This window comes from Variovorax sp. SRS16 (assembly GCF_901827165.1).
Classification (GTDB): Bacteria; Pseudomonadota; Gammaproteobacteria; order Burkholderiales; family Burkholderiaceae_C; genus Variovorax.
This window is the reverse complement of the sequence record NZ_LR594669.1, coordinates 238,675-258,888: the sequence shown is the minus strand read 5'-3', so window position 1 is coordinate 258,888 and position 20,214 is coordinate 238,675. Positions and strand designations below refer to the sequence as shown.

At 66.2% G+C, this 20,214-nt stretch carries 20 protein-coding genes; 14 read left to right on the top strand and 6 right to left on the bottom strand.

The genetic code is table 11. The features are described 5' to 3' along the window. Positions 1 to 6: 6 nt before the first annotated feature. Positions 7 to 1,713, bottom strand: a complete 1,707-nt coding sequence (locus tag E5P2_RS36165) for a thiamine pyrophosphate-binding protein (RefSeq protein ID WP_162571881.1) — start codon at positions 1,711 to 1,713, stop codon at positions 7 to 9. Between the two features lie 77 nt (positions 1,714 to 1,790). Between E5P2_RS36165 and E5P2_RS36160 the strand changes: the two genes are divergently transcribed. Further along, positions 1,791 to 2,492, top strand: coding sequence for a GntR family transcriptional regulator (locus E5P2_RS36160; protein ID WP_162571880.1), 702 nt, complete (start codon positions 1,791 to 1,793; stop codon positions 2,490 to 2,492). A gap of 63 nt (positions 2,493 to 2,555) precedes the next feature. Here E5P2_RS36160 and E5P2_RS36155 read toward each other — a convergent pair whose 3' ends face one another. Beyond that, entirely contained in the window at positions 2,556 to 3,392 is an 837-nt protein-coding gene (locus tag E5P2_RS36155) for an IclR family transcriptional regulator (protein ID WP_162571879.1), read from the bottom strand. 115 nt (positions 3,393 to 3,507) lie between these two features. Between E5P2_RS36155 and E5P2_RS36150 the strand changes: the two genes are divergently transcribed. From E5P2_RS36150 to E5P2_RS36100, 11 genes are all read left to right on the top strand, one after another. Then, entirely contained in the window at positions 3,508 to 4,413 is a 906-nt protein-coding gene (locus E5P2_RS36150; protein ID WP_162571877.1) for an MBL fold metallo-hydrolase, read from the top strand. Positions 4,414 to 4,458: 45 nt separating this feature from the next. Then, positions 4,459 to 6,042 carry an FAD-binding oxidoreductase gene (locus E5P2_RS36145; protein WP_162571876.1) on the top strand — a complete coding sequence of 528 codons (1,584 nt, stop codon included), beginning with the start codon at positions 4,459 to 4,461 and terminating at the stop codon, positions 6,040 to 6,042. Positions 6,043 to 6,069: 27 nt separating this feature from the next. Continuing rightward, entirely contained in the window at positions 6,070 to 7,332 is a 1,263-nt protein-coding gene (locus tag E5P2_RS36140; protein ID WP_162571875.1) for a 3-isopropylmalate dehydratase large subunit, read from the top strand. A 10-nt stretch (positions 7,333 to 7,342) separates the two neighbouring features. Beyond that, positions 7,343 to 7,876 carry a LeuD/DmdB family oxidoreductase small subunit gene (locus E5P2_RS36135; protein WP_174262746.1) on the top strand — a complete coding sequence of 178 codons (534 nt, stop codon included), beginning with the start codon at positions 7,343 to 7,345 and terminating at the stop codon, positions 7,874 to 7,876. Further along, positions 7,873 to 8,733 (top strand): isocitrate lyase/PEP mutase family protein, encoded by an 861-nt coding sequence (locus E5P2_RS36130; RefSeq protein ID WP_162571874.1) that lies wholly within the window; start codon positions 7,873 to 7,875, stop codon positions 8,731 to 8,733. The genes E5P2_RS36135 and E5P2_RS36130 overlap by 4 nt, the downstream gene beginning before the upstream one ends. 85 nt (positions 8,734 to 8,818) lie before the next feature. Next, positions 8,819 to 9,946 carry an ABC transporter substrate-binding protein gene (locus E5P2_RS36125; protein WP_232081051.1) on the top strand — a complete coding sequence of 376 codons (1,128 nt, stop codon included), beginning with the start codon at positions 8,819 to 8,821 and terminating at the stop codon, positions 9,944 to 9,946. 12 nt (positions 9,947 to 9,958) lie between these two features. Next, positions 9,959 to 10,846: a branched-chain amino acid ABC transporter permease gene (locus E5P2_RS36120; RefSeq protein ID WP_162571872.1), complete on the top strand. Its 888-nt coding sequence runs from the start codon at positions 9,959 to 9,961 to the stop codon at positions 10,844 to 10,846. A 4-nt stretch (positions 10,847 to 10,850) separates the two neighbouring features. Continuing rightward, positions 10,851 to 11,720 carry a branched-chain amino acid ABC transporter permease gene (locus tag E5P2_RS36115; protein ID WP_162571871.1) on the top strand — a complete coding sequence of 290 codons (870 nt, stop codon included), beginning with the start codon at positions 10,851 to 10,853 and terminating at the stop codon, positions 11,718 to 11,720. Next, on the top strand, positions 11,717 to 12,538 hold the full coding sequence (locus tag E5P2_RS36110; RefSeq protein WP_162571870.1) for an ABC transporter ATP-binding protein: 822 nt from the start codon (positions 11,717 to 11,719) through the stop codon (positions 12,536 to 12,538). The genes E5P2_RS36115 and E5P2_RS36110 overlap by 4 nt, the downstream gene beginning before the upstream one ends. Then, positions 12,510 to 13,205 carry an ABC transporter ATP-binding protein gene (locus E5P2_RS36105; protein ID WP_162571869.1) on the top strand — a complete coding sequence of 232 codons (696 nt, stop codon included), beginning with the start codon at positions 12,510 to 12,512 and terminating at the stop codon, positions 13,203 to 13,205. The genes E5P2_RS36110 and E5P2_RS36105 overlap by 29 nt, the downstream gene beginning before the upstream one ends. Before the next feature lie 49 nt (positions 13,206 to 13,254). Next, on the top strand, positions 13,255 to 13,647 hold the full coding sequence (locus tag E5P2_RS36100; RefSeq protein WP_443083585.1) for a DUF1801 domain-containing protein: 393 nt from the start codon (positions 13,255 to 13,257) through the stop codon (positions 13,645 to 13,647). Here the strand turns inward: E5P2_RS36100 and E5P2_RS36095 are convergent. From E5P2_RS36095 to E5P2_RS36080, 4 genes are read right to left on the bottom strand one after another with little or no spacing between them, the layout of a single operon-like run. Then, a complete protein-coding gene (locus E5P2_RS36095) occupies positions 13,635 to 14,606 on the bottom strand; it encodes a Bug family tripartite tricarboxylate transporter substrate binding protein (protein WP_162571868.1) in 972 nt (323 codons plus the stop codon). The genes E5P2_RS36100 and E5P2_RS36095 overlap by 13 nt on opposite strands. Before the next feature lie 38 nt (positions 14,607 to 14,644). Further along, complete coding sequence (locus E5P2_RS36090; protein WP_162571867.1) at positions 14,645 to 15,688, bottom strand: dipeptidase; 1,044 nt, start codon at positions 15,686 to 15,688, stop codon at positions 14,645 to 14,647. 15 nt (positions 15,689 to 15,703) lie between these two features. Continuing rightward, complete coding sequence (locus E5P2_RS36085) at positions 15,704 to 16,414, bottom strand: hypothetical protein (protein WP_162571866.1); 711 nt, start codon at positions 16,412 to 16,414, stop codon at positions 15,704 to 15,706. Then, on the bottom strand, positions 16,411 to 18,141 hold the full coding sequence (locus E5P2_RS36080; protein ID WP_162571865.1) for a hypothetical protein: 1,731 nt from the start codon (positions 18,139 to 18,141) through the stop codon (positions 16,411 to 16,413). The genes E5P2_RS36085 and E5P2_RS36080 overlap by 4 nt, the downstream gene beginning before the upstream one ends. Positions 18,142 to 18,253: 112 nt before the next feature. Between E5P2_RS36080 and E5P2_RS36075 the strand changes: the two genes are divergently transcribed. Next, complete coding sequence (locus E5P2_RS36075; RefSeq protein WP_162571864.1) at positions 18,254 to 19,015, top strand: IclR family transcriptional regulator; 762 nt, start codon at positions 18,254 to 18,256, stop codon at positions 19,013 to 19,015. A gap of 220 nt (positions 19,016 to 19,235) precedes the next feature. Further along, entirely contained in the window at positions 19,236 to 20,213 is a 978-nt protein-coding gene (locus E5P2_RS36070) for a Bug family tripartite tricarboxylate transporter substrate binding protein (protein WP_162571863.1), read from the top strand. Position 20,214 lies beyond the last annotated feature (1 nt).

Sequence of the window (20,214 nt, the reverse complement as noted above, 5' to 3'; positions counted from 1 at the left end):
GCGCGTTCAACCCATCCACTGGCTGACGGGAACGGCCGTGTCCTGCAGTTCCTGACAAAGGACGTCGACGAGCGCAGGGCCGTCGTGCGCGAGCGCCGCCTTCAGCGCGCCGTACACGTCGGCCGGGTCCTCCACGCGCCACGCTTTCACGCCGAAGGCCTCGGCCACGCGCGCATGGTCGGTGCGGTTGAAGTCGACCGAGAAGTAGCGCTTGTCGTATCCGGTTTTCTGGCTGGCCTTGATCCAGCCGAACACCGAGTTGGAGAACACGATCATCTTCAGCGGCACACCGCGCCGCACGATGGTTTCCAATTCGCCGCAAGTGAAGCCGAAGCTGCCGTCGCCCATCACCGCCGCCACCATCGCGTCGGGCCGGCCGAACTGCGCGCCCACGCCCGCCGACATGGAGAAGCCGAGCGCGCCGTGCGCACGGTTGGTGATGAAGTGGCGGCCCGATTGCGGCGCGTCGAAGTACGCCGAGAAGTAAGGGCACGGCGTGCCGGGGTCGGCCACGACGATGGCCCCGGCGGGCAGCAGCTTGTTGAGTGCATCGACCACGCACTCGGGGCGAATCGGCTGCTCGCGCGACGCCGCAAGCTGGGAGAAGAAGGCGTACTTTTCCGCGCGCGCCCGGGCGACGAGCGCGCGGCCGTCGGCGACGCCGGCAGGCCGCTGCCGCACACGATCACCGGTGCGCGCGGCAACGGCATCGGCGAGCGCGGCCAATCCGAGCTTCGCGTCGCCCACCAGCGCGACGTCGGTGCGGTAGTTGGTCGCGATGGTCATCGGATCGACGTCCAGGTGCAGCAGCGTGACCTCGCGGGACGGCATCTTCCAGTGTTCCGTGGTCGTGGACCCCGCACGCGCGCCGACGAAGAGCACCGTGTCGGCCTGCGCGATCACCTCGCGCGTGGCGGCCACGCCGCCGTTGGTGCCGATCACGCCGGCCAGCAACGGGTGCGCGCCGGGCAGGCTGCCCTGGCCGCTGATGGTCGTGCACACGGGCGCGTTCAGCAGGGTGGCGAGCCGCGCGAGTTCGTCGCTCGCGCCCGAGATCACCACGCCGCCGCCGCACACGATCACCGGTGCGCGCGCCGCGGCGAGCTTGTCGGCCGCGCGTTCCACCTCCTGCGGGTCCGGCGCGAAGCGGTAGGCCGGGAAGCTGTCATGACCCGGCTGCGCCCACACGTCCGCCGCTTCGAGCGTGTGCTTTTGCACGTCGTACGGCAGGCAGATGTGCGTGGCGCCCGGTCGTCCCGTCGTCATCGCGCGGAACGCGCTGCGCACGGCGTGCGGGATCTGGTCCACGCGGTCGATGGTGGTGTTCCACTTCGTGAGCGGCTGGTAGAGCGCCTGCTGGTCCAGCTCCGTGAGAGGAAACTTGCCGCGCGCGCCGACGGAGACGTCGGAGGTGATGCCCAGCACGGGAATGGCGGACTCGTTGGCTTCCACGATGCCGGGCAGCAGATAGGTGGCGCCGCCGCCGCTCGGTCCTTCGCACACGCCGGGCTTGCCCGTGACGCGCGCATACGCGTCCGCCATGTAGGCGGCGCTGCGCTCGTCCCGCGTGAGGATGTGGTCGATGCCGTGATCCAGCCGCGCCAGCGCGTCGTACAGCGGCAAGGTGGTGTCGCCGCACAGCCCGAAGATGTGCTTGACGCCATTGAGTTGGAGCATCCGCACCAGCGCGTCCGCGCCGCTCATCTGGGTCATCGGTTTTCCAGCTGACGTGGTTGAGAATGCAGTTCAGTATACTTAAAATGAGAAGGCGGTCAAATACAACCAAGGTCATGCATCCCGTCCCACGCCACAACATTTCCAAGACCCGACGCGAGCGCGGCTCCGGCGTGTTCAACACGCTGCGCGCGATGGCCATTTCGTACCAGTTGAAGCCGGGCGAGCGCGTCAGCGAGATCGAACTGGCGCAGCAGCTGGGCGTGAGCCGCACCCCCGTGCGCGAGGCGCTCACGCGTCTGGTGAACGACGGCTTCCTCACGCCCACCACGCGCGGCTTCATGCGCCGTCCGCTCGAAGTGCAGGAGACCCTGGACCTGTACGAGGCCCGTGTCGCCATCGAATCGTCGTGCCTGGCCATGGCGATCGAGCGCGCGACGGACGACGAGATCGCCGAGGCGCAGGCCTTTCTGGCGAAGAGTCGCAAAGTGCCGCGCACCACGCCCATCGAGCAGCTGGTGGAACTGGACGAAGGCTTTCACCTTCGCATCGCCGACATGGCGCGCAACGTGGAGCTCAAGCGCATCCTGGTGAATCTGAACGAGCGCATTCGCTTCATCCGCTGGATCGACATGGAAAGCGCGGGCCGCGACTTCACACAGCGCGAACACGCCGAAATCCTGCAGGCGCTGAAGGCGCGCGACCGCAAGGCGAGCGACAAGGCCCTGCGCGCGCACATCGGCCTGCGGCGCGACCAGATCGTCGAGGCGATCAGGCAGGGGCTGGCGAAGATCTATCTTGCGCAGGACGCGGCGTAGTCGCGCCGGCCCGGATGGAACCGGTCCTTGCGGATGCGATGCAGGCTTCGATCGTCATCGGCTTCATGATGCCTCGCCCGAAGGCGCAACAGCCTCCATCGCGGCGACGATCTTGCGCACCTCGCGGTGCATCTGCTGCGCAATCACTTCCCGGCGCTCGGGCTGAAGGCGTCCGGAGATCGCCGCGATGCTGATCGCCGCGACCGGGTTGTGGGGCGGGAACGCGACGCCCATCGATGCGGTGCCGGGCGTGACTGCGCTGTCCAGAAAACAGTAGCCGCGTGCCCGGCCCTCGGCAATGGCGCCGTACAGGAAGTCGGCGGTGAAGGTGGCGAATTTCTCGTAGCGGTGGGCATTCGCCTCCACGATGGCGCGGGCCTCGGCCGGGGGCAGCGAGCACAGGATCGCCAGTCCGCCCGAGCCGACGCCCAGCGGCCTTCGGATGCCGATGTCGAGCGACAGCGACTTGATCGGGAAATCGCCGAGCGCACGGTTGGCGCAGACGGCTTCGAGGCCGCTGCGCTCGCTCAGGTAGACCGTGTCCTGCGTGAAATCGGCCAGCCGGTGCAGCGGCGCATCGCACAGTTCGGCGAGCCGGTAGCGCGGGCGCGCCAGCAAGCCGAACTCGTGCAGGAGCGGCCCGAGAAAGTACTTCTTCGTGTGCGCATCGCGGTCGACCATGCCTTCGCGTTCCAGGCGATGCAGCATGCGAAAGCAGGTCGCCTCGGCCAGGCCGGAGGTCGCGACCACCTCGCCGGCGCGCATGCCGCGGCGCCCGCGCGACGCGATCACGCGCAGCACGTCGATCACGCGCTCGATGCTCTGGGTGCCCGAGCGCGGGGCTCTACCTTGTGGAGTGGTCGCTGCGGCCTTGTCTTTGTTCTCGGACTTCTTGCTCATAAGGAGGCCATCATGTTGGCGCCACATTGTGGCGGATATGGACGTTTACCCTGTGAGGCCGCCGATGGCCGCCTGCCTAACATCGCCACTCGAAAGGCGCCACGGCGAGAAGCGGATGAAGACATTCCAAGTAGGTTCGTACCACGTGACGCGTATCGAGGAAATGCTCACGCCGGGCTTCAAGCCGGCCTTCCTGTTTCCCGACTACACGCCGGACATCTTCGAAGAGCACAAGCTGCTGTCGGGACCGCGCTTCTGGGACGAGCCCACGCAGAAGGTCATGTCCAGCATGCATTCGTGGATGATCCGCGACGACCGGCACACGATCCTGATCGACACGGGCTGCGGCAACGACAAGACCCGCGCGCTGCCGCTGTTCGAGCGCTTCCATCAACTGCATCTGCCGTACCTGGAGCGGCTGGCCGAGGCCGGCGTGCAGCCCGAGGACGTGACGCTGGTGATCTGCACGCACCTGCACATCGACCACGTGGGCTGGAACACGAAGCTGGTCGACGGCCGATGGGTGCCGACTTTTCCCAACGCCAAGTACATCTTCTCGCGCCGCGAGTTCGCGCATTGGCAGTCGCCCACCGGCGGCCATCTGACCCTGCCCGAGAACATCGCCGTCATCGAAGACAGCGTGCTGCCGGTGATCGAGGCGGGGCAGGTCGAGTTCATCGACGACGGCTCGAAGATCATCGAGGGCCTGTTCTTCCAGGATGCGTTCGGCCACACCGCGGGCCACGGCATGCTGAAGCTCGAGTCCGGCAACGACGCGGCGATCTTTCCCGGCGATTCGCTGCACCAGCCGATGCAGGTGTTCCGCCCGGACTGGAACAGCCGCTTCTGCGAACAGGCCGCGCAGGCGCGCACGACGCGGCGTTCGATCCTCGACTACTGCAGCGATCGCCGTGCCTTGCTGCTGCCCGCGCATTTCGGTGCGCCGCATGGCGGCTACGTCACGCGCCACGCGGGCGGCTACGACTTCGCGCCCGCGGACGACCTCGTGGTGGCCGGCTGAGTCCGGTCGCTTTCATTTCATCAGGCACTCGCCCCCGACGTTCCCATGCCCAACGAATCCTTCCTGTCTGCGTTGCGCGACGCCGTCGGTGCCGAGCAAGTGCTGTCCGACAGCGCGACCTGCGCGTACTACGCCAACGACATCTTCTGGCAGCCCGGCATCGCGCCGCTCGGCGTCGTGCTGCCGCAGACGCAGGCACAGGCCGTGGCTGCGGTCAAGGCCGCGGCGGCGCACGGCATCGCCATCGTGCCGCGCGGCGGCGGCATGTCCTATACCAAGGGCTACCTGCCGGAGAGCGCGCAGACGATCGTGATCGACACGCGCAAGCTCGACAAGGTGCTCGAAGTCAACGTGCCCGACCGCTACATCACGGTCGAGGCCGGCTGCACCTGGGCGCAGGTGCACGAGGCGTTGAAGGCGACCGGCATGAACACCGGCTACTGGGGCCCGCTGTCGGGCATCAATGCCACGGTGGGCGGCGCGCTGTCGCAGAACAGCGCCTTCTTCGGCTCGACCCGGCATGGCACGGTCGCGGCCAGCGTGCTCGGCGTGACGGTGCTGCTGGCCGGCGGCGAGGTGGTCACCACGGGCTCGGGCGGCCGCGTGGGCACCAAGCCCTTCTCGCGCTATGCGGGCCCGGACATGACCGGCCTGTTCCTCGGCGACACCGGCGCCTTCGGCCTCAAGCTCGGCGCCACGCTCCAGCTCTCGCCGGCGCCGCAGCACCTGGACTACCTCGGCTTCGGCTTCGGGGACATGAAGTCGATGGCGCTGGCCCAGGCCGAGATGAGCGCGGTGCAGGCCATCTCCGAAGGCTTTGGCATCGACCGCGCCAAGGCATTGAACTCGGCGAGCGTCAACAAGCTGTCGGACGGCGTGAAGATCCTGGGCAGCGTCGCGCGCTCGTCCAAGGGCTTGCTGCAAGGCATCAAGGATGCGGTGAATGTGGCGACCACCGGCGCCAACTACCTGGCCGACCACGAATGCTCGCTGCACCTGGTCGTCGAGGGCAAGACGGCCGAGGCGCTGGCGACCGACCTCGCCGCGCTGCGCGCGATCGGCAACAGGTACGGCATCGAGATCGAGAACGCGGCGGCGCGCGTGATGCGCTCGCGCCCCTTCAACCCGGTGCGCGGCATGCTGGGCGCGGACGGCCAGCGCTGGGTGCCCATCCACGCGGTGTTCCCGCTCAGCGAGGCGGCGCGCGTGGTGGAAGCGAGCGCCGCCTATTTCAAGAGCCAGGCCGCGATGATGAAAGCGCACGGCATCATCCTGTCGCACCTCACGATGACCGTCGGCAACGAGTTCTTTCTCGAACCGGCTTTCTATTGGCAGGACGAGATCACGCCGCTGCATCGCAAGAGCCTCGGCGACGAGGTCGTCGGCCCCTGGCTCGATCGTCCCGCGAACCTGCCCGCGCGCGAGGCCGTGATCGCACTGCGCCGTGGCGTGCAGCAGGTCTACCTGGGTCTGGGCGGCGTCAACTGGCAGATCGGCCGCGACTATCCGTTGCAGCAGGTGATGCAGCCCGACACCTGGAACATGCTGGCGGCCATCAAGGCCGCGCTGGATCCGCAGGGGCTCATGAACCCCGGCTCGCTCGGGCTGCGCCAAGCGGCGCGCGCCTGAACAGACATCCTCGAACAGGAGAGACCCATGGGCTCCACGATCACCGAAAAAATACTCGCGCGCGTCTCGGGCCTGCCCTCCGTCAAGGCCGGCGACGAGGTCATGGCCAAGCCCGACTTCGTGCTGGCCTACGACTTCCCGGGCTACACCGACGTGATCTTCAAGCAGCTGAAGAACGACTTCGGCATCACGAAGATGGCCGAGCCCGACCGCTTCGGCATCTTCATCGACCACATGGTCCCGGCGGTTAGCCCGGCGGAAGAAGAGCTGCACAAGGGCACGCGCGAGTGGACCGCCATCAACGACGTGAAGCTCTATGAGCGCAAGGGCATCGGCCATCAGGTCTCCTCCGAAGTGGGCTACGCGACGCCGGGCGCCTTCGTCGTCCACTTCGACGGGCATGTGAGCCAGCTCGGCACCTTCGGCGCGCTGGCCATCGGCCTCCGACGCAACGTGCTCGAAGCCTTCGCGATGGAGAAGGTGTCGATGCGCGTGCCGCAGACCACGCGGGTAGACCTCGTGGGCCGGCTGCAGCCCGGCGTGATGGCGCGCGATGTGTTCCATCACCTCGTGCGGGTGCTGGGCTCGGCGTCGTGCCGCTTCCAGGTGCTGGAGATCGGCGGCCCCGCGGTGGCCGACATGTCCAACGATGCCTTGCAGACCATCACCGGCCTGGCGATGTTCACCGGCGCGGTGACGGCGATCGTCAATCCCGACGCCAGGCGCCTGGCCTATGCGCTGCCGCGTGCGCGCAAGCAGCTCGAGCCGGTGTACAGCGACGAGGACGCGGTCTATGCGGCACGCCACACCATCGACCTGTCGACGCTGGAGCCGATCATCGTGATCCCGCCGAGCCCGGCCAATACGCGCGATCTCAAGGACTACCTGGGCCTGCCCCTGCAGACCGGCTACCTCGGCTCCTGCGCCTCGGGCCGCATCGAGGATCTGCGCGCCGCGGCGGACGTGCTGCGCGGGCGCAAGATCGCCGACGGCTTCGCGCTGCACGTGGTGCCGACCAGCCAGGAGATCATGGTGGCCGCCGCCAGGGAAGGCCTGATCGAGGTCTTCGCCGCCGCCGGCGCCTTCGTCTCCTCGCCTTCGTGCGACTACTGCTTCGGCCGGATCGCGACCATGTCACCGGGCCAGCGCGCGGTATCGACCGGCACGCTCAACGTGCGCGGCCGCATGGGCAGCCCCGATTCCGAGATCTACCTGTGCAACGCGGCGGTGATCGGCGCCTCGGCGGTCGAAGGCAGGATCGCGGACCCGCGTCCATACCTTCGAGCTTGAAGGAGCGACCATGGCAATGCAGAACCTGCGCGGCCGCGTGGCCTTCAAGTTCGACGAGATCGACTTCGACGTCGACCAGATCGTCGGCGTCAAGAACATCAAGACCACCAACATGGACGAGCTGGCCAAGGCCGCGATGCAGGAATACGACCCCGGCTTCGCCAGTGCGGTGCGCCCGGGCGACCTGCTGGTGGGCAACCACAACTTCGGCTACGGCCATCCGCACTATCCGCCGATGAAGGCGATGCGCCACATGGGGATCGCCGGCGTGATCGCCGAGTCCTTCTCGCCCGGCTACTGGCGCGGCGAGATCAGCATGGGCTTTCCGCAGATCCCGTGTCCCGGCATCCTCGCCTTCGTCGAGCGATGGGACGAGATCGAAGTGGACTGGTCCGCGCAGTGCGTGCGCAACCTGACCCAGGGCACCGTGCTCGCCTTCGAGCCGCTGCCCAAGGCCGACCTGGAAATGCTCGAGGCCGGTGGCCTCGAGACCTACCTGAAAAAGCGATTCCTGAACGACACCCCCAAGGACCTCTCGCCATGACCCACCTGAAGCAACTGATCCAATCCAAGAAGACCGTCTGGGCTGCCGGCGCCTTCGATGCGCTGAGCGCGCGCCTGATCCAGGAGGCCGGCTTCGATGCGCTGCTGACCTCCGGCTACGGCGTCTCGTCCTCCTTCCTGGGCGAGCCGGACACCGAGTTCTACACGATGACCGAGAACCTCTCGGTGGTGCGCAACGTCTGCAATGCGGTGACGATCCCGGTGATCGCCGACATCGACACCGCCTACGGCAACGCCGTGAGCGCGATGCGTACGATGCGCGAGTTCGAGAACGCCGGCGCATCGGCCGTGATCGTCGAAGACCAGGTGTCGCCCAAGCGCTGCCCGTGTTCGTCCGACCAGATCGACATCGTTCCGATGGAAGACCACATCGGCAAGATCCGCGCGATGGTCGCCGCGCGCAAGAATCCCGACGTGCTGATCATCGCGCGCACCGACGCGGTCGACGGCGCCGAGGCCGTGCGCCGTGGCCGGGCCTATGTGGCCGCGGGCGCCGACATCATCCAGCCGATCTCCAAGTGCTTCAAGGACTTCGCCGGCCTGAAGGCCATGCGCGAAGGCTGCGGCGTGCCGCTGTCGCTGCAGCTGCTGGCCTGGCTCGAGACCGATCTGAACCGCCAGCAGATCGAAGAGGTCGCCGCCATCGCGACCTATCCGCTGGTGGCCTTGATGAGCGCCACCCAGGCCATGCGCACCAACCTGCGCGCGCTGGCCGAAACGAAATCGTCCAGGCAGCTGCCGTTGGCGGTCACCGGCCTGCATGACTTCAACAACTTCATCGGCTTTCCGCGCATCGATGCGCTGCAAAAGCAATACATGGGCGGCGAGCAGGCCTGAAGCCTGCGCTTCGCATCATCATCAAAAGACAACCACCACCGAGGAGCAAGCAATGAGAAGCTGGCGCAGACAGAATGGTTCCTGGATGTTCGCGGCGCTGATCGCGCTGGCCGTGCAGGGCGCACCAGCGTCCGCACAGGGCCTGGCGGCGGGCGAATACAAGGTCGGCTTCATCACCGAGAACACCGGTGCGATCGCCTCGGCCGGCCAGTCCTACTGGAACGGTGCCCAGCTCGCGGCCGAGGAGGTCAAGGCCAGCAAGTATCTGGGCGGCGCCTCGATCGTGCTCGATCCGAAGGAAAGCGGCAGCGACGCGGCGCGGGCGATCCAGAACACCAACCAGTTCATCGCCGACCGCTCGGTGCTGGCGATCAGCTGCTGCATCCTGTCGCCGGTCGCGGGTTCGCTGAAGCCCATCGTGACCGAGGCCAAGACGCCGCTGGTGATCTTCGGCGCGACGGCCGCCGGCCTGCCGCAGCTGCCGTGGATCTACAGCATGACGATCCTGCCCGGACCGAAGGACACGGCCACCGCGGTGAAGGTCGTCGATGCGGTCAAGCCGAAGACCGCGGCCTACATCCTCGCGGCCGACAACGACGCCTTCAAGGGCCGCATGAATGCGACGCGCACGGCGCTCGAGGCCAAGGGCGTGGCGACCGCCGGCGTCGTCAACGTGCTGACCAAGGACACCGACTTCACCGCCGCCGCGACGCAGGCGATGGGCCTCAAGCCCGACGTGATCCTGGTCTACGCGACGCAGGGCGCGGCAGCCGGCGCTATCACCGCGCTGCACGATCGCGGCTATGCCAAGACCATCGTCGGCAACGACGTGCTGTCGCCGGCGCCGATCTTCAAGAAGATGGGCGACTCGGTGGTGGGTGTGCCGTTCCCGGTCAGCTTCTCGGACTCCATCGTCGAGTCTGCCGAAGCCAAGGCCTTCGTCGCTGCCTACCAGAAGAAGTTCAATGCACCGCCGGACATCTATTCGGCGCAGGGCTACCAGGTGATCTGGTTCATCGCCCAGGGACTGAAGTCGATCTCGGGCGCGCCGACGCGTGAATCGCTGGCCACGGCGCTCTCGAAGGTGAGCAAGATCGACCACCAGGTCTACGGCGGCGAAGTGATGAAGGACGGGCAGGCCGAGACCACCGGCACGCTGGTCGTGGCCTGGTCGGCCGACGGCAAGATCGTGCCCTGGACGCCGCCGAAGTAAGCAACGCCAGCAATGGAGCTCTTCCTCGAGCAACTCATCAACGGTTGCGCGCTCGGCTCGCTGTATGCGCTGTTCGGTCTCGGATTCGGGATCGTCTTCGCGACCCTCGGTATCCTCAACGCGGCGCATGGCAGCTATGCGAGCTGGGCCGCGATCGCGGCGCTGGCGGCTGTCGAGCAGTTGAAGCTGCCCTTCATTCCGGCCCTGGGGGTCGGGGTGCTGGCGGGCGGACTGCTGGCGGTGCTGGTCGACCAGATCGCCTTCCAGCCGCTGCGCCGGCGCGGCAGCGGCATGCTGGGTGCGCTCATCACCAGCATCGCGTTCTGGATCATCCTCGACAGCCTGGCCGGCACTGCCACCGGGCAGCAGAGCCTGAGCTTTCCGCGCGGCAGCTATCCGGGGACCATGTTCCATCTCGGGTCGATCCCGCTGCCGGCGATGCAGCTCATCACGGTGGCGGTCATGCTCGCCGTCACGCTCGGCCTGCATCTGCTGATCCGCCGCAGCCGCTTCGGCGCGGCCATGCGCGCCGTCGGCTGGAACCAGACGGCTGCCGCGCTGGGCGGCGTCAATCCGCGCTACGTGGTGATCATCACCGCCTTCATCGCCGGCGCGACCTCGGGCCTGGCCGGCGTGCTCGGCGGCGTGACCACGCACAACGTCTCGTTCCTGCTGGGCGAGGGCCTGCTGCTCAAGGGCTTTGCCGCGGTGGTGGTGGGCGGCTACGACGACGTGCGCGGCACCGCGGTCGCCGGTGTGGGGCTGGGCGTGCTGGAGGTGATGTCGGCGCAGTATCTTTCGTCGGGGCTGCGCGACGGCATCACCTACGTGCTGCTGCTGAGCTTCCTGCTGCTGCGTCCGCGCGGCCTGTTCGGCAGTGCCGGCTTCTCGCGGGCCTGAAGCGATGCAAGCTGTCGTCGATTTCTGGCGGGCGTACCAGAGCACGCTCGCATTCGCGATCGTCAATGCCTTCTTCGGCCTCAGCACCTATGCCGTGCTGTCGGCCGGCATCCTCAGCTTCGCCAGCGTGACCTACGCGGCCATCGGCGGCTTCGTGGGCGCGCGGCTGGTGCTGCAGACAGGCATCGATCCGCTGATCGCGCTGCCCGTGGCGGCTGCCGCGGGCGCACTGCTGGCCTATGTGATCGCGTTGATCTTCCTCCGGCTCGAGAGCCACTGGATGGCGCTGGCCAGCCTGGCGCTGATCCTGATCACGCGCGTGGTCGTCATCAACGTGCCGGGCGTGACCGGCGGCGTCAACGGATTGAGCGTGCCGGTCGGCGTTTCGCTCGGCGTGCTGGTGATCCTGCTGGCCGTGGCCGTCGCGGTGTTCTGGCGCCTGTCGGTGTCGTGGTACGGCATCGCCGCGCGCGCGGTGCGCGAAGACCCGGCCGTCGCCTCCAGCCTGGGCATCGCGCCACGGCGGATCCAGACGATCGCCTTCGTGATCTCGGGCGCGGTCGGCGGCCTGGGCGGCATGCTGCTGGCGCTGGTGCTGCAGTTCCTGTCGCCCGACACCTACTTCGTCAACATCGCCTTCACCATGATCGCGGCAGTGGTGCTGGGCGGGTCCTACCACTGGGTCGGCGCGATCATCGGCGCGGCCGTGTTCACCGCGCTGCCGGTGATCGCGCAGGCGGTCATTCCTGCCTTCCAGGAGGTGGCGAACGGGGTCGTGCTGCTGCTGATCATGATCTTCCTGCCGCGCGGACTGGTCGATCCGCGCGCGATCCGGCTGCGCCGCGCGGCGCGCACGAGCGGAGACGCGTCTTGACGGCCGCAGGCGAATCGGCGGCAGCCGCGCCGCTGTTGCTGGACGTGCAAGCCCTCGGCAAGAACTTCGGCGGCGTCGCCGCGGTCTCCGAGCTGTCGATGAGCGTGCGCACGGGCAGTGTCGCCGGCGTCATGGGCCCGAACGGCGCCGGCAAGACCACGCTGGTCAACCTCATCACCGGACTGCTGCCGTCGGACAGCGGCGCGATCCGCTTCGCCGGTGCCGAGATCCAGCGCTCGCCGGCCCACGACATCGCCGCGCGCGGCATCGCGCGCACGTACCAGAACGTGCGGCTCTTCAGCGGCATGACGGTGCTCGAGCAGGTGATGGCCGGCTGCTATGTGCGGCGCGGCGCGTCGCTGTGGGCCTCGTTTCTCGGCCTGCCGAAAGCGCGCGCGGCGCGCAAGGCGGTGGAGCGGCACGCCTTCGAACTGCTCGAACGCGTGCAGCTCGGCCGGCAGGCGCATCTGCTGGCGGAGACGCTGTCGTATGGCGAACAGCGCCGCGTGGAGATCGCCCGTGCGCTGGGCACCGGCCCGCGGCTGCTGCTGCTCGACGAGCCCACCGCCGGCATGAACGTGCAGGAGTCGAACGAGATCGGCAGCCTGGTGCACAGCCTGCGCGACGGCGGGCTGACCGTGCTGATGGTCGAACACAACGTGCGCCTGGTGAAGGAGTTCTGCGACCATGTCACGGTGATGAACTTCGGCCGGCTGCTGGCCCATGGCACACCGGCCGACTGCATCGCCCATCCCGATGTGCAGGCCGCCTATTTCGGGAACACTGCCGATGCTGACCGTATCCGCGCTCTGCGCTAGCTACGGCGCCATCCGCGCCGTCACCGACCTCAGCTTCGAGGTCGGGGCGAGCAGCATGGTCGCCATCCTCGGTGCCAACGGCGCCGGCAAATCGACCACGCTGCGCAGCATCGCCGGCCTGCATCGGCCGGTGCGCGGCTCGATCAGGCTCGATGGCGAGGAGATCTCCACGTTGCCGGTCCATCGCGTCGTGCGCCGCGGTCTCGCCCTGGTGCCGGAGGGCCGCATGATCGTGGCGCCGCTCACGGTGGAAGAGAACCTCAAGCTGAGCAGCTACGCGGGGCGCGGCGTCGCGCGCGATTTGATCGAGCGCGTCTACGATCTCTTTCCCCGTCTGAAGGAAAGGCGCGGCCAGATCGCAGGCCTGATGAGCGGCGGCGAACAGCAGATGCTGGCCATCGGCCGCGCGCTGATGACCGAGCCGCGCATGCTGGTGCTCGACGAACCCTCGATGGGCCTGGCGCCATCGATCGTGGACCTTGTCTTCCAGGCCATCGTCACGCTGCATCGGCAGGGCCAGTCGATCCTGCTGGTGGAACAGAATGCCGAGATCGCGCTGTCGGTCTGTGACTACGCGTACCTGATGAAGCGCGGATCGATCGTGATGCAGGGCACCGTGGCCGCGCTGCGTGCCGACGCCGGCGTGCTGGAGGCCTACCTGGCCTAGGGCTCGCGGATAGACTGGACGGACCCACATCCGAAGGAGATCCGGCCTCATGAAGAAGAGCGCAACGACCCAGGACGAATCGCCATCCCGGCTGATCGACGCGAGGATCCAGGAACTGGACGACTGGCGCGGCAAGACGCTCTCGCGCGTGCGCGCACTCATCAAGCAGGCGGATCCCGAGGTGGTCGAGGAATGGAAGTGGCGCGTTCCGGTATGGTCGCACGACGGCATCATCTGCACCGGCGAGGCCTACAAGCGCGCCGTGAAGCTGACTTTCGCCAAGGGCGCTGCGCTCGAGGATCCTTCGAGGCTGTTCAACTCGAGCCTCGAAGGCAATACCCGGCGCGCGATCGATCTCCATGAGGGCGATGCGATCGACGAGGATGCGTTCAAGGCGCTCATCCGCGCCGCCGCCGCACTGAACAACGCTCATTCGAGATGAATGTTGGCCGCCTTGATGATCCTGGCGAAGCGCTCGGTGTCGTGTTGAACGAGACTGGCAAATTCCTCCGGGGAATGCGTGACCGTGCCGTCGACGCCGGCCTCTTTCAGATTGGCCGCAGTGGAAGGGCTTAGGAGTGCCTTCGCGGTCTTCGCATGGATGTAGGCAATCACGCTCGGACGCGTCCCTCGAGGCGCAAAGAGCCCATACCATGTCGAGATTCGGAAGTTCTTCACTCCCGCCTCTTCGGCCGTGGGCACATCGGGAAAGTCGGGCAGTCGCTTGGCGCCGGTGACCGCGAGCGCCCGCAATCGGCCCGTGCGCACCAGATTCGCAATGGTCGGGTACGTATCGAACGAAACCTTGTGCATGCCCGACATCAAATCGGGCAGCGACTGCCCCGTGCTCTTGTAGGGAACATGAAGCAGGTGTGTTCCGGTGAGGCTCATGAATATTTCTCCCGCTATGTGCGGTGTCGTTCCATTGCCGGCGGAGGGAAAGCTGAGTTCATTCGGATGTGCCTTGGCATACGTGATCAGTTCCTGCAGCGTCTTGACCGGCAATGAAGGATTGACCGCCACGAAATGCGGCACCGACGCGGTGAGCGTGACAGGGACCAGATCCCGCGCGGTGTCGTAGGGCAGGTTGGAATTCAGGCTCGGCATCAGGGCATTGAGCGAAACCACGCCCATCATCAATGTGTAGCCATCAGGCGGCGCCTTCGCGAGCGCATACGCACCGATGATGCCGCTGGCACCTGGCTTGTTCTCGATGATGATGGGCTGCCCCATCTCTTGCGCCATCGCCGGTGCGAGGATGCGGGCAATGATGTCGGTTCCGCCTCCCGGCCCATAGCCAACGATGACTTTGACCGGCCTTGTGGGATAGGGGACTTCCTGTGCGCTCGCGTGAGAGCAGATCGCGAGCAGTGCGAGCAGGCAGATGCGCAGAATTGTCATGGTCGTTCCTTGGTCGATGCGGGATGGCCTGCGGCGCGTCAGGCGCGGGCTGCGAACGACTCGCGGAAGACTCGCATCCAGTTTCTGCCCATGATTTGCGCGATCTGATCCGTCTTGAATCCGCGGCGATCGAGTTCTGCGGAAATGTTGTGAATGCCGGCCTGGGTGCTCATCCATGACGACCAACCCTCATGCGGCGCGACCTTCATGTGCTCGGCCGGCGCGCTCTCACGAGACCAGCGCGCATAGCGCCACCACGTGCGAACGGAACGCGGATGTCCAGGGCAATAGTCGGTGCCGATCGCAACGGCATCGATGCCGATCGCGTCCACGGTCCATGCCACCATGTCGCCGAACTGCGCCAGCGTGGTCTCCGAGCCATGGGCTGTCATGTTCCGATTCGGCGTCAGACCTATCACTCCGCCTTTCGCAGCGAGCGCCTTGAGCGCTTCGGTCGTTTTCAGGCGGCCCGAACCATAGACAGGCGAGGCCACGAACGCGCGCGGGTTCGCATGGGTGATCGCAACCGGCTTGCTCGAGAGGTCGATGGCTTCGAGCGTGGTGCGCTCGCCGCAGTGCGACAAGTCGATGAGGATGCCGACATCGTTCATCTCGGCAATGGCTTTGCGGCCGAACCGTGACGAGATGCCCGTGTCCTTTTCTTCCCAGTATCCGCAACCGATGTAGTTTTGCAGGTTGTAGGTCAACTGCATGATGCACACGCCCAGTTCGCGGAATGTGCCGAAGAGGTCGAGATTGTGGTCGATGGGCGCCGTGTTCTGGAAGCCGAAGACGATGGCTGTCCGCCCCGAAGCCGCGATGCGTTCGATGTCCTGGACGCTGCTTGCGCTCTCCACCAGGTCGCTGTTCTCGCGGATGACTTCGCGCCATCGCGCCAGCAGTCCCAGGGTTTCCTGGGAGTTCTCCCAGACCGAGACGGTCATGTTGACACACCCCAGGCGCGCGGCCCGCCACTCTTCGAACCATTGACGGTCCATTGCCGGCATGGTGAGTCCGTCGACGAAAATTCCTGCTGGCTTTGTGTTTGCTGCTGTCACGGAAGACTCCGAAATACGTTTCAAGGTTGAAGGGAAGAGCTAGTTGACGCAGGTCAACGTCCGAAGGTCGGTTTCATCGTCCACGGGCGCGCGGCCGACGATCCGACCCTGTGCATCGACCAGCACCGGTCCGGCGTGCCGGCGCGACGTCACCGAATCCGGCGCGAGAGCCCGGTTGGACAGTGCGTAGATTTCGCGCCAGCGGGATTTCTCGAATGAATAGCCATCGCGCAGTGCTGCCTGAAGCCTCGGGTCCCACTCCTGGATGCTCCGGGGACGCGCAGCATTGCGGACTTCGACGACGCCATGGGTACCGTCGCTCCCGAACGAGGCCACGGCGCCATAGCGACTGACGAGCGCGGTGGCAATCCGCAACTCATCGGGCTGCAGCGCGTTCTCGACACGCACGGTCGCCCCTGCACGGCGTCGGGCGAGATCGACCGCCAGGTCCACCATGGTGGGCAGGACCAGCCAGGCATGCAGTTGGCCCGCATCGAGCGTGAGAGCGCTTCCCGCCTCTTCCACGATGGCCATGCGTTCGAGCCGCGCCCCGGTCAGCGCGTCGTGCGCATCGCGGATGCCGTCGAAGCCCGCCAGGCCAAGCGACTGGGACAACAGAATGCACTCGCGTACCGCGGGGACGTAGCCCTTGGGCAAGCCGCAGGTCATCAGGATGCGTTCGACGGCCATGCGCGCTTCGCGCACTGACACATGGATGGTGGTGTGATCGGTGGAGTCTGGCGTGGTCATGCTTGCGGCTCTTCAGGGTGGAACCAGTCGGTGTGTGTGCCGCTGGCAATGTCTTCGACGGTGGGAGCCCCCTGGTACATGACGCCGCGCAGGGCGCGTTGCTGGTAGTCGCGGGTCTTGTCGATGCCATGAATCCCGATGTTGATGAAGCGGGTGATATCGCAGGGAATCAGGTCCTCGCCCATCATGTTCATTTGAGGGGAGTGGTAGGCCAATCCGTCCAGCGTCTGCACCCGGCTCACGATGAAACGCAGTGCCGGCCGCTCGAGGAGGAAACGTGCGGTCGTCATTTCGGGCGGAAGCACAGCCAGGGCTTCGTCAAGTTCGCGCACCAGGCGCGGAAGATCGAGCGCGAGGTTGTGTACGTCACCCGCTTCTTCCTTGGGGCCGCGCCGAGGCTCCTCGGCGGTCGCGGACTTGTACCAGACATACTTGCTGGCAGCGGGGGAATCGATGTCGATCTCGAAGGACCAGCCGTACTGGTCGTGCAAGAGGTTGCGCAGATGCCCTACCGTCATCTGCGGCTCGGTGGTGAACTCCTCGTCCACGCCGAGCTGCTCGGCGAGTTGGTCGCACAGCTCGGGTGTCAGCTCGGTCAGCAGCCCCAGGAAAGTTTCGACGGCCTCCTCATGGATCGTTTCTTCGAATGACTGGGCCAGCGCGTACAACGGAAACCGCCGGGCAACGCCGTTCACGAGGCCTGTGCTGTACAGCGCCTGCACGGCGTGGCGAATCTTCTGCAACTCGCTGGCGATGTCCCTGCTGGCGGCGAACCGCTCGTAGTCCATCCTGTCCTGGGCTCTGAAGGTGATCGCCCGATCCAGGAGCGCGAGCAGATGCGCGAGTCTCGCATCGCCGCGACCCACCGGAAGCCGTTCTGCCGCGACGATGGCCTTCTCGCGGCTGGCGATCCAGTGATGAACGAGGTGCGGATGGTTGTTGACGAAGAGCACCAGGCCCAACGCGGAGCCGTTGCCGACACCGAGGAAGCGCTGGATCTCCGGAGCCAGCTTCGCCGCATTGACGTTCCTGCATCGGGCCAGGTGGTTGACCAGGTCGATGGAGAAGACCCGCATCATGTAAGCGCTCAGCATCTGCGCATCCAGCGGGCGACGCAGTGGATGATTCGGTTCCAGTGCGCGGAAACTCCGTGTGCCGAACGTGCCGTTGCCATCCAGGCCGGTGTTGCGCATGAGATAGCACACCTCCGCCAGAGTTCCGATGTCGGGCTGGCGGCCGTGCGCAAGCGCATCGACCGTGTGTTCGAACACACGGGAACTCCGGTTCGAGCGTGCCCAGACGAGGGTGCCCGGCGTGGCACGCCCCGCGTACAGCTTCTTGATTTCTTTGCCCGTCGTGCGCACGTCCTCGGCGGACACTGGCCCTTCGACCAGGGCGGCCATCATGTCCCACACGCCGCCGATGATCCGGCCGTTTCGCCCTTCCTTGGCGGGCTCGAAAGAATGCACGATGAAGTCGAAGGCCATCTCGCCGGTGTCGATGCGGTACAGCGCCGTGCCACTGGACCGTTCGTCAATGTCCCAGTCGAGGCAAGTGAACTTCCAGCGTCCGCGAATCGCCTTGGCCATCAGAAGGCGAGTGGTGCTCAGCCTGCTTGCCTGCATCACGCTGAGCCGTGCCGGCTTCATCAACACGGAAGCCGGCCGCGGCTGAGGAGCGTCTTGCGGATGCTGTCGTTCAGAAAGATCCATTGGCTGGATGCTCATTGAATGTATTCCTATAGAATATAGTGTATTGTTGTGGAATAATTCTAGACACTCCCACGATGCACGGCAAGGGGTGCCCGGAATTTGTCGGATAGCTCGGTAGGATTTGCACATGGACCTGAAAGCAGACATGCCAGAAAACGTGGGACCCGCCGCGACCAGCGGGGTCAAACCGATTGCCTCCGCCTTGAAGACTCTGGCGCTCCTCCAGACGATCGGCCGTGCGGAACGCCCCATGCGCTTGACCGAGTTGGCAAAGGCTTGCGGAGAAAGTCGCGCCACCACCTACCAGAAGCTGGTCACGCTGGTGCAAGGTGGGTGGGTCGAGCCGACCGAGGACACGCGCTATCGACTCACCTTCCTGTCGGTGCTGATGGGGCAGGCGGCGCTGGAGCAGGCCAACATCGGCGAGCGCGCCACCCCCATCCTCCAGGAACTCGTGCTCGCCGTGGGCGAGTCGGTTTCGCTGGCCGAGTTCAGCGGGCCGAGCGTGCGGATCGTCCGCCGCATCGAGGCGGACGTCGCGGTCCGTGCCCAGGTGCGGGTCGGGTCTCAACTGTCACTCGACGAGAGCGCATCTGGTCGCGTGCTGACAGCTTTTGCAACTCGCGTCCATCTCCAGAACCTGAAGCGGATGAATGCCGCGCTGGCGTCATCGGCAGTCTTGGCCGAGGTCCGTTCTGTTGGCTACGCCATCTCTACTGGCAGGGACACGCCGGGGGCTCGGACTTTGGCCATGCCGGTTTTCGATGCCGTCCGGCACTGCATCTTTGCCATCTCGGTCGTCGCACCGGCGGAACGCTTCAAAGCCGAACGCTACAAGCCCCATCTTCAGCAAGCGGCGGAAAAACTCAACGCCATCATGGGCGGATAGCCGGGCGCGACGGTCGACGGCTCCGAAGCTATGGCCGATCAGGCCGCCACCCTTGTCCTGGTGAGCCAGGCCGTCGCAGAGAAACACGCTCTATAAGTCAACAATGTTGACTATTTGCGAATGCGCTCGTAGCATCGCACTCCTGCCAGCCGATGCGCGCACCGTGCCTTGTCACCTTGCGGCCGCGCATGGACTGCTTTCCCGAAGCATCAGGAGACGTATGAGAAGGCGCAACTACTTTCGCGTGGGTGCATGGCTGACGGCCATCGCCTTGTTCGGGCCTTGGGCTGCCCATGCACAGTCCTATCCCGAGCAGCCGATCCGCATGATCGTGCCGTACCCGCCCGGTGGATCGACCGACCTGATCGCCCGGCTCTATGCGGATGGCCTGGGCAAGGAACTCGGCCAGCCGATCGTGGTCGACAACCGGCCCGGCGCCGCGACGAACATCGGCACCGAGGACGTCGTGCGGGCCAGGCGCGACGGCTACACGCTGCTCTTCGGCAGCGGCGGCACGCCGCTCAACAGCGTCTTCGGGCCCAAGCCCAACTTCGATGCGATCCATGCACTGGCGCCGGTCAGCCTCATCGCGCGCGTGCCGTTCATGGTCGCGGCGAATCCGAAGGCGCCTTTTTCGAACACCCGCGAGCTGATCGCTGCCGCGAAGAAATCGCCGGGCAAGTTCAGCATCTCGAGCGCGCAGCTGAACGTCTACGTCGAGCTGATGAAGACGCAGGCGCAGATCAACGTGCTGCATGTGCCTTACAAGGGCGGCGCGGCCGCCACCACCGATGCGGTGGCCGGCCAGGTCGACATGGTCTATGCGCTGACGCCGGTGCTGCTTCCCCAGGTGCAGAGCGGCAAGCTCAAGGCCATCGGCGTGACGTCCGCCAGGCGACTGCAGAAGATCCTGCCGAATGTGCCGACCTTCTCCGAGGTCGGCGTCGACTACGACATCGACATCTGGTACGGGCTGCTGGCCCCGGCCTCGACACCGCCCGCGGTGCTCGGCCGGCTCAACGCCGCGACGCGCAAGGTGGTGTCCGATCCGCAGTTCGTCGCCAAGCTCGATGCCATCGGCGCCCAGGCCGTGTCCGGCGAGCCGGGCGAGCTGCGCCAGCAGATGGTGCGGGACCTGGCCACCTGGAAAAAGCTGGCGGTGCGGGTGCCGAGCCTCCTGGCCAGCGAGCAGAAGTAGG

Coding starts and splice junctions, on each gene's coding strand:
- E5P2_RS36100 (WP_443083585.1), top strand. CDS start 13,255: ATGAAGAAGAGCGCAACGACCCAGGACGAATCGCCATCCCGGCTGATC.
- E5P2_RS36165 (WP_162571881.1), bottom strand. CDS start 1,713: ATGACCCAGATGAGCGGCGCGGACGCGCTGGTGCGGATGCTCCAACTC.
- E5P2_RS36080 (WP_162571865.1), bottom strand. CDS start 18,141: ATGAGCATCCAGCCAATGGATCTTTCTGAACGACAGCATCCGCAAGAC.
- E5P2_RS36135 (WP_174262746.1), top strand. CDS start 7,343: ATGGCAATGCAGAACCTGCGCGGCCGCGTGGCCTTCAAGTTCGACGAG.
- E5P2_RS36105 (WP_162571869.1), top strand. CDS start 12,510: ATGCTGACCGTATCCGCGCTCTGCGCTAGCTACGGCGCCATCCGCGCC.
- E5P2_RS36160 (WP_162571880.1), top strand. CDS start 1,791: ATGCATCCCGTCCCACGCCACAACATTTCCAAGACCCGACGCGAGCGC.
- E5P2_RS36140 (WP_162571875.1), top strand. CDS start 6,070: ATGGGCTCCACGATCACCGAAAAAATACTCGCGCGCGTCTCGGGCCTG.
- E5P2_RS36115 (WP_162571871.1), top strand. CDS start 10,851: ATGCAAGCTGTCGTCGATTTCTGGCGGGCGTACCAGAGCACGCTCGCA.
- E5P2_RS36130 (WP_162571874.1), top strand. CDS start 7,873: ATGACCCACCTGAAGCAACTGATCCAATCCAAGAAGACCGTCTGGGCT.
- E5P2_RS36155 (WP_162571879.1), bottom strand. CDS start 3,392: ATGAGCAAGAAGTCCGAGAACAAAGACAAGGCCGCAGCGACCACTCCA.
- E5P2_RS36120 (WP_162571872.1), top strand. CDS start 9,959: ATGGAGCTCTTCCTCGAGCAACTCATCAACGGTTGCGCGCTCGGCTCG.
- E5P2_RS36070 (WP_162571863.1), top strand. CDS start 19,236: ATGAGAAGGCGCAACTACTTTCGCGTGGGTGCATGGCTGACGGCCATC.
- E5P2_RS36150 (WP_162571877.1), top strand. CDS start 3,508: ATGAAGACATTCCAAGTAGGTTCGTACCACGTGACGCGTATCGAGGAA.
- E5P2_RS36075 (WP_162571864.1), top strand. CDS start 18,254: ATGGACCTGAAAGCAGACATGCCAGAAAACGTGGGACCCGCCGCGACC.
- E5P2_RS36085 (WP_162571866.1), bottom strand. CDS start 16,414: ATGACCACGCCAGACTCCACCGATCACACCACCATCCATGTGTCAGTG.
- E5P2_RS36145 (WP_162571876.1), top strand. CDS start 4,459: ATGCCCAACGAATCCTTCCTGTCTGCGTTGCGCGACGCCGTCGGTGCC.
- E5P2_RS36125 (WP_232081051.1), top strand. CDS start 8,819: ATGTTCGCGGCGCTGATCGCGCTGGCCGTGCAGGGCGCACCAGCGTCC.
- E5P2_RS36095 (WP_162571868.1), bottom strand. CDS start 14,606: ATGACAATTCTGCGCATCTGCCTGCTCGCACTGCTCGCGATCTGCTCT.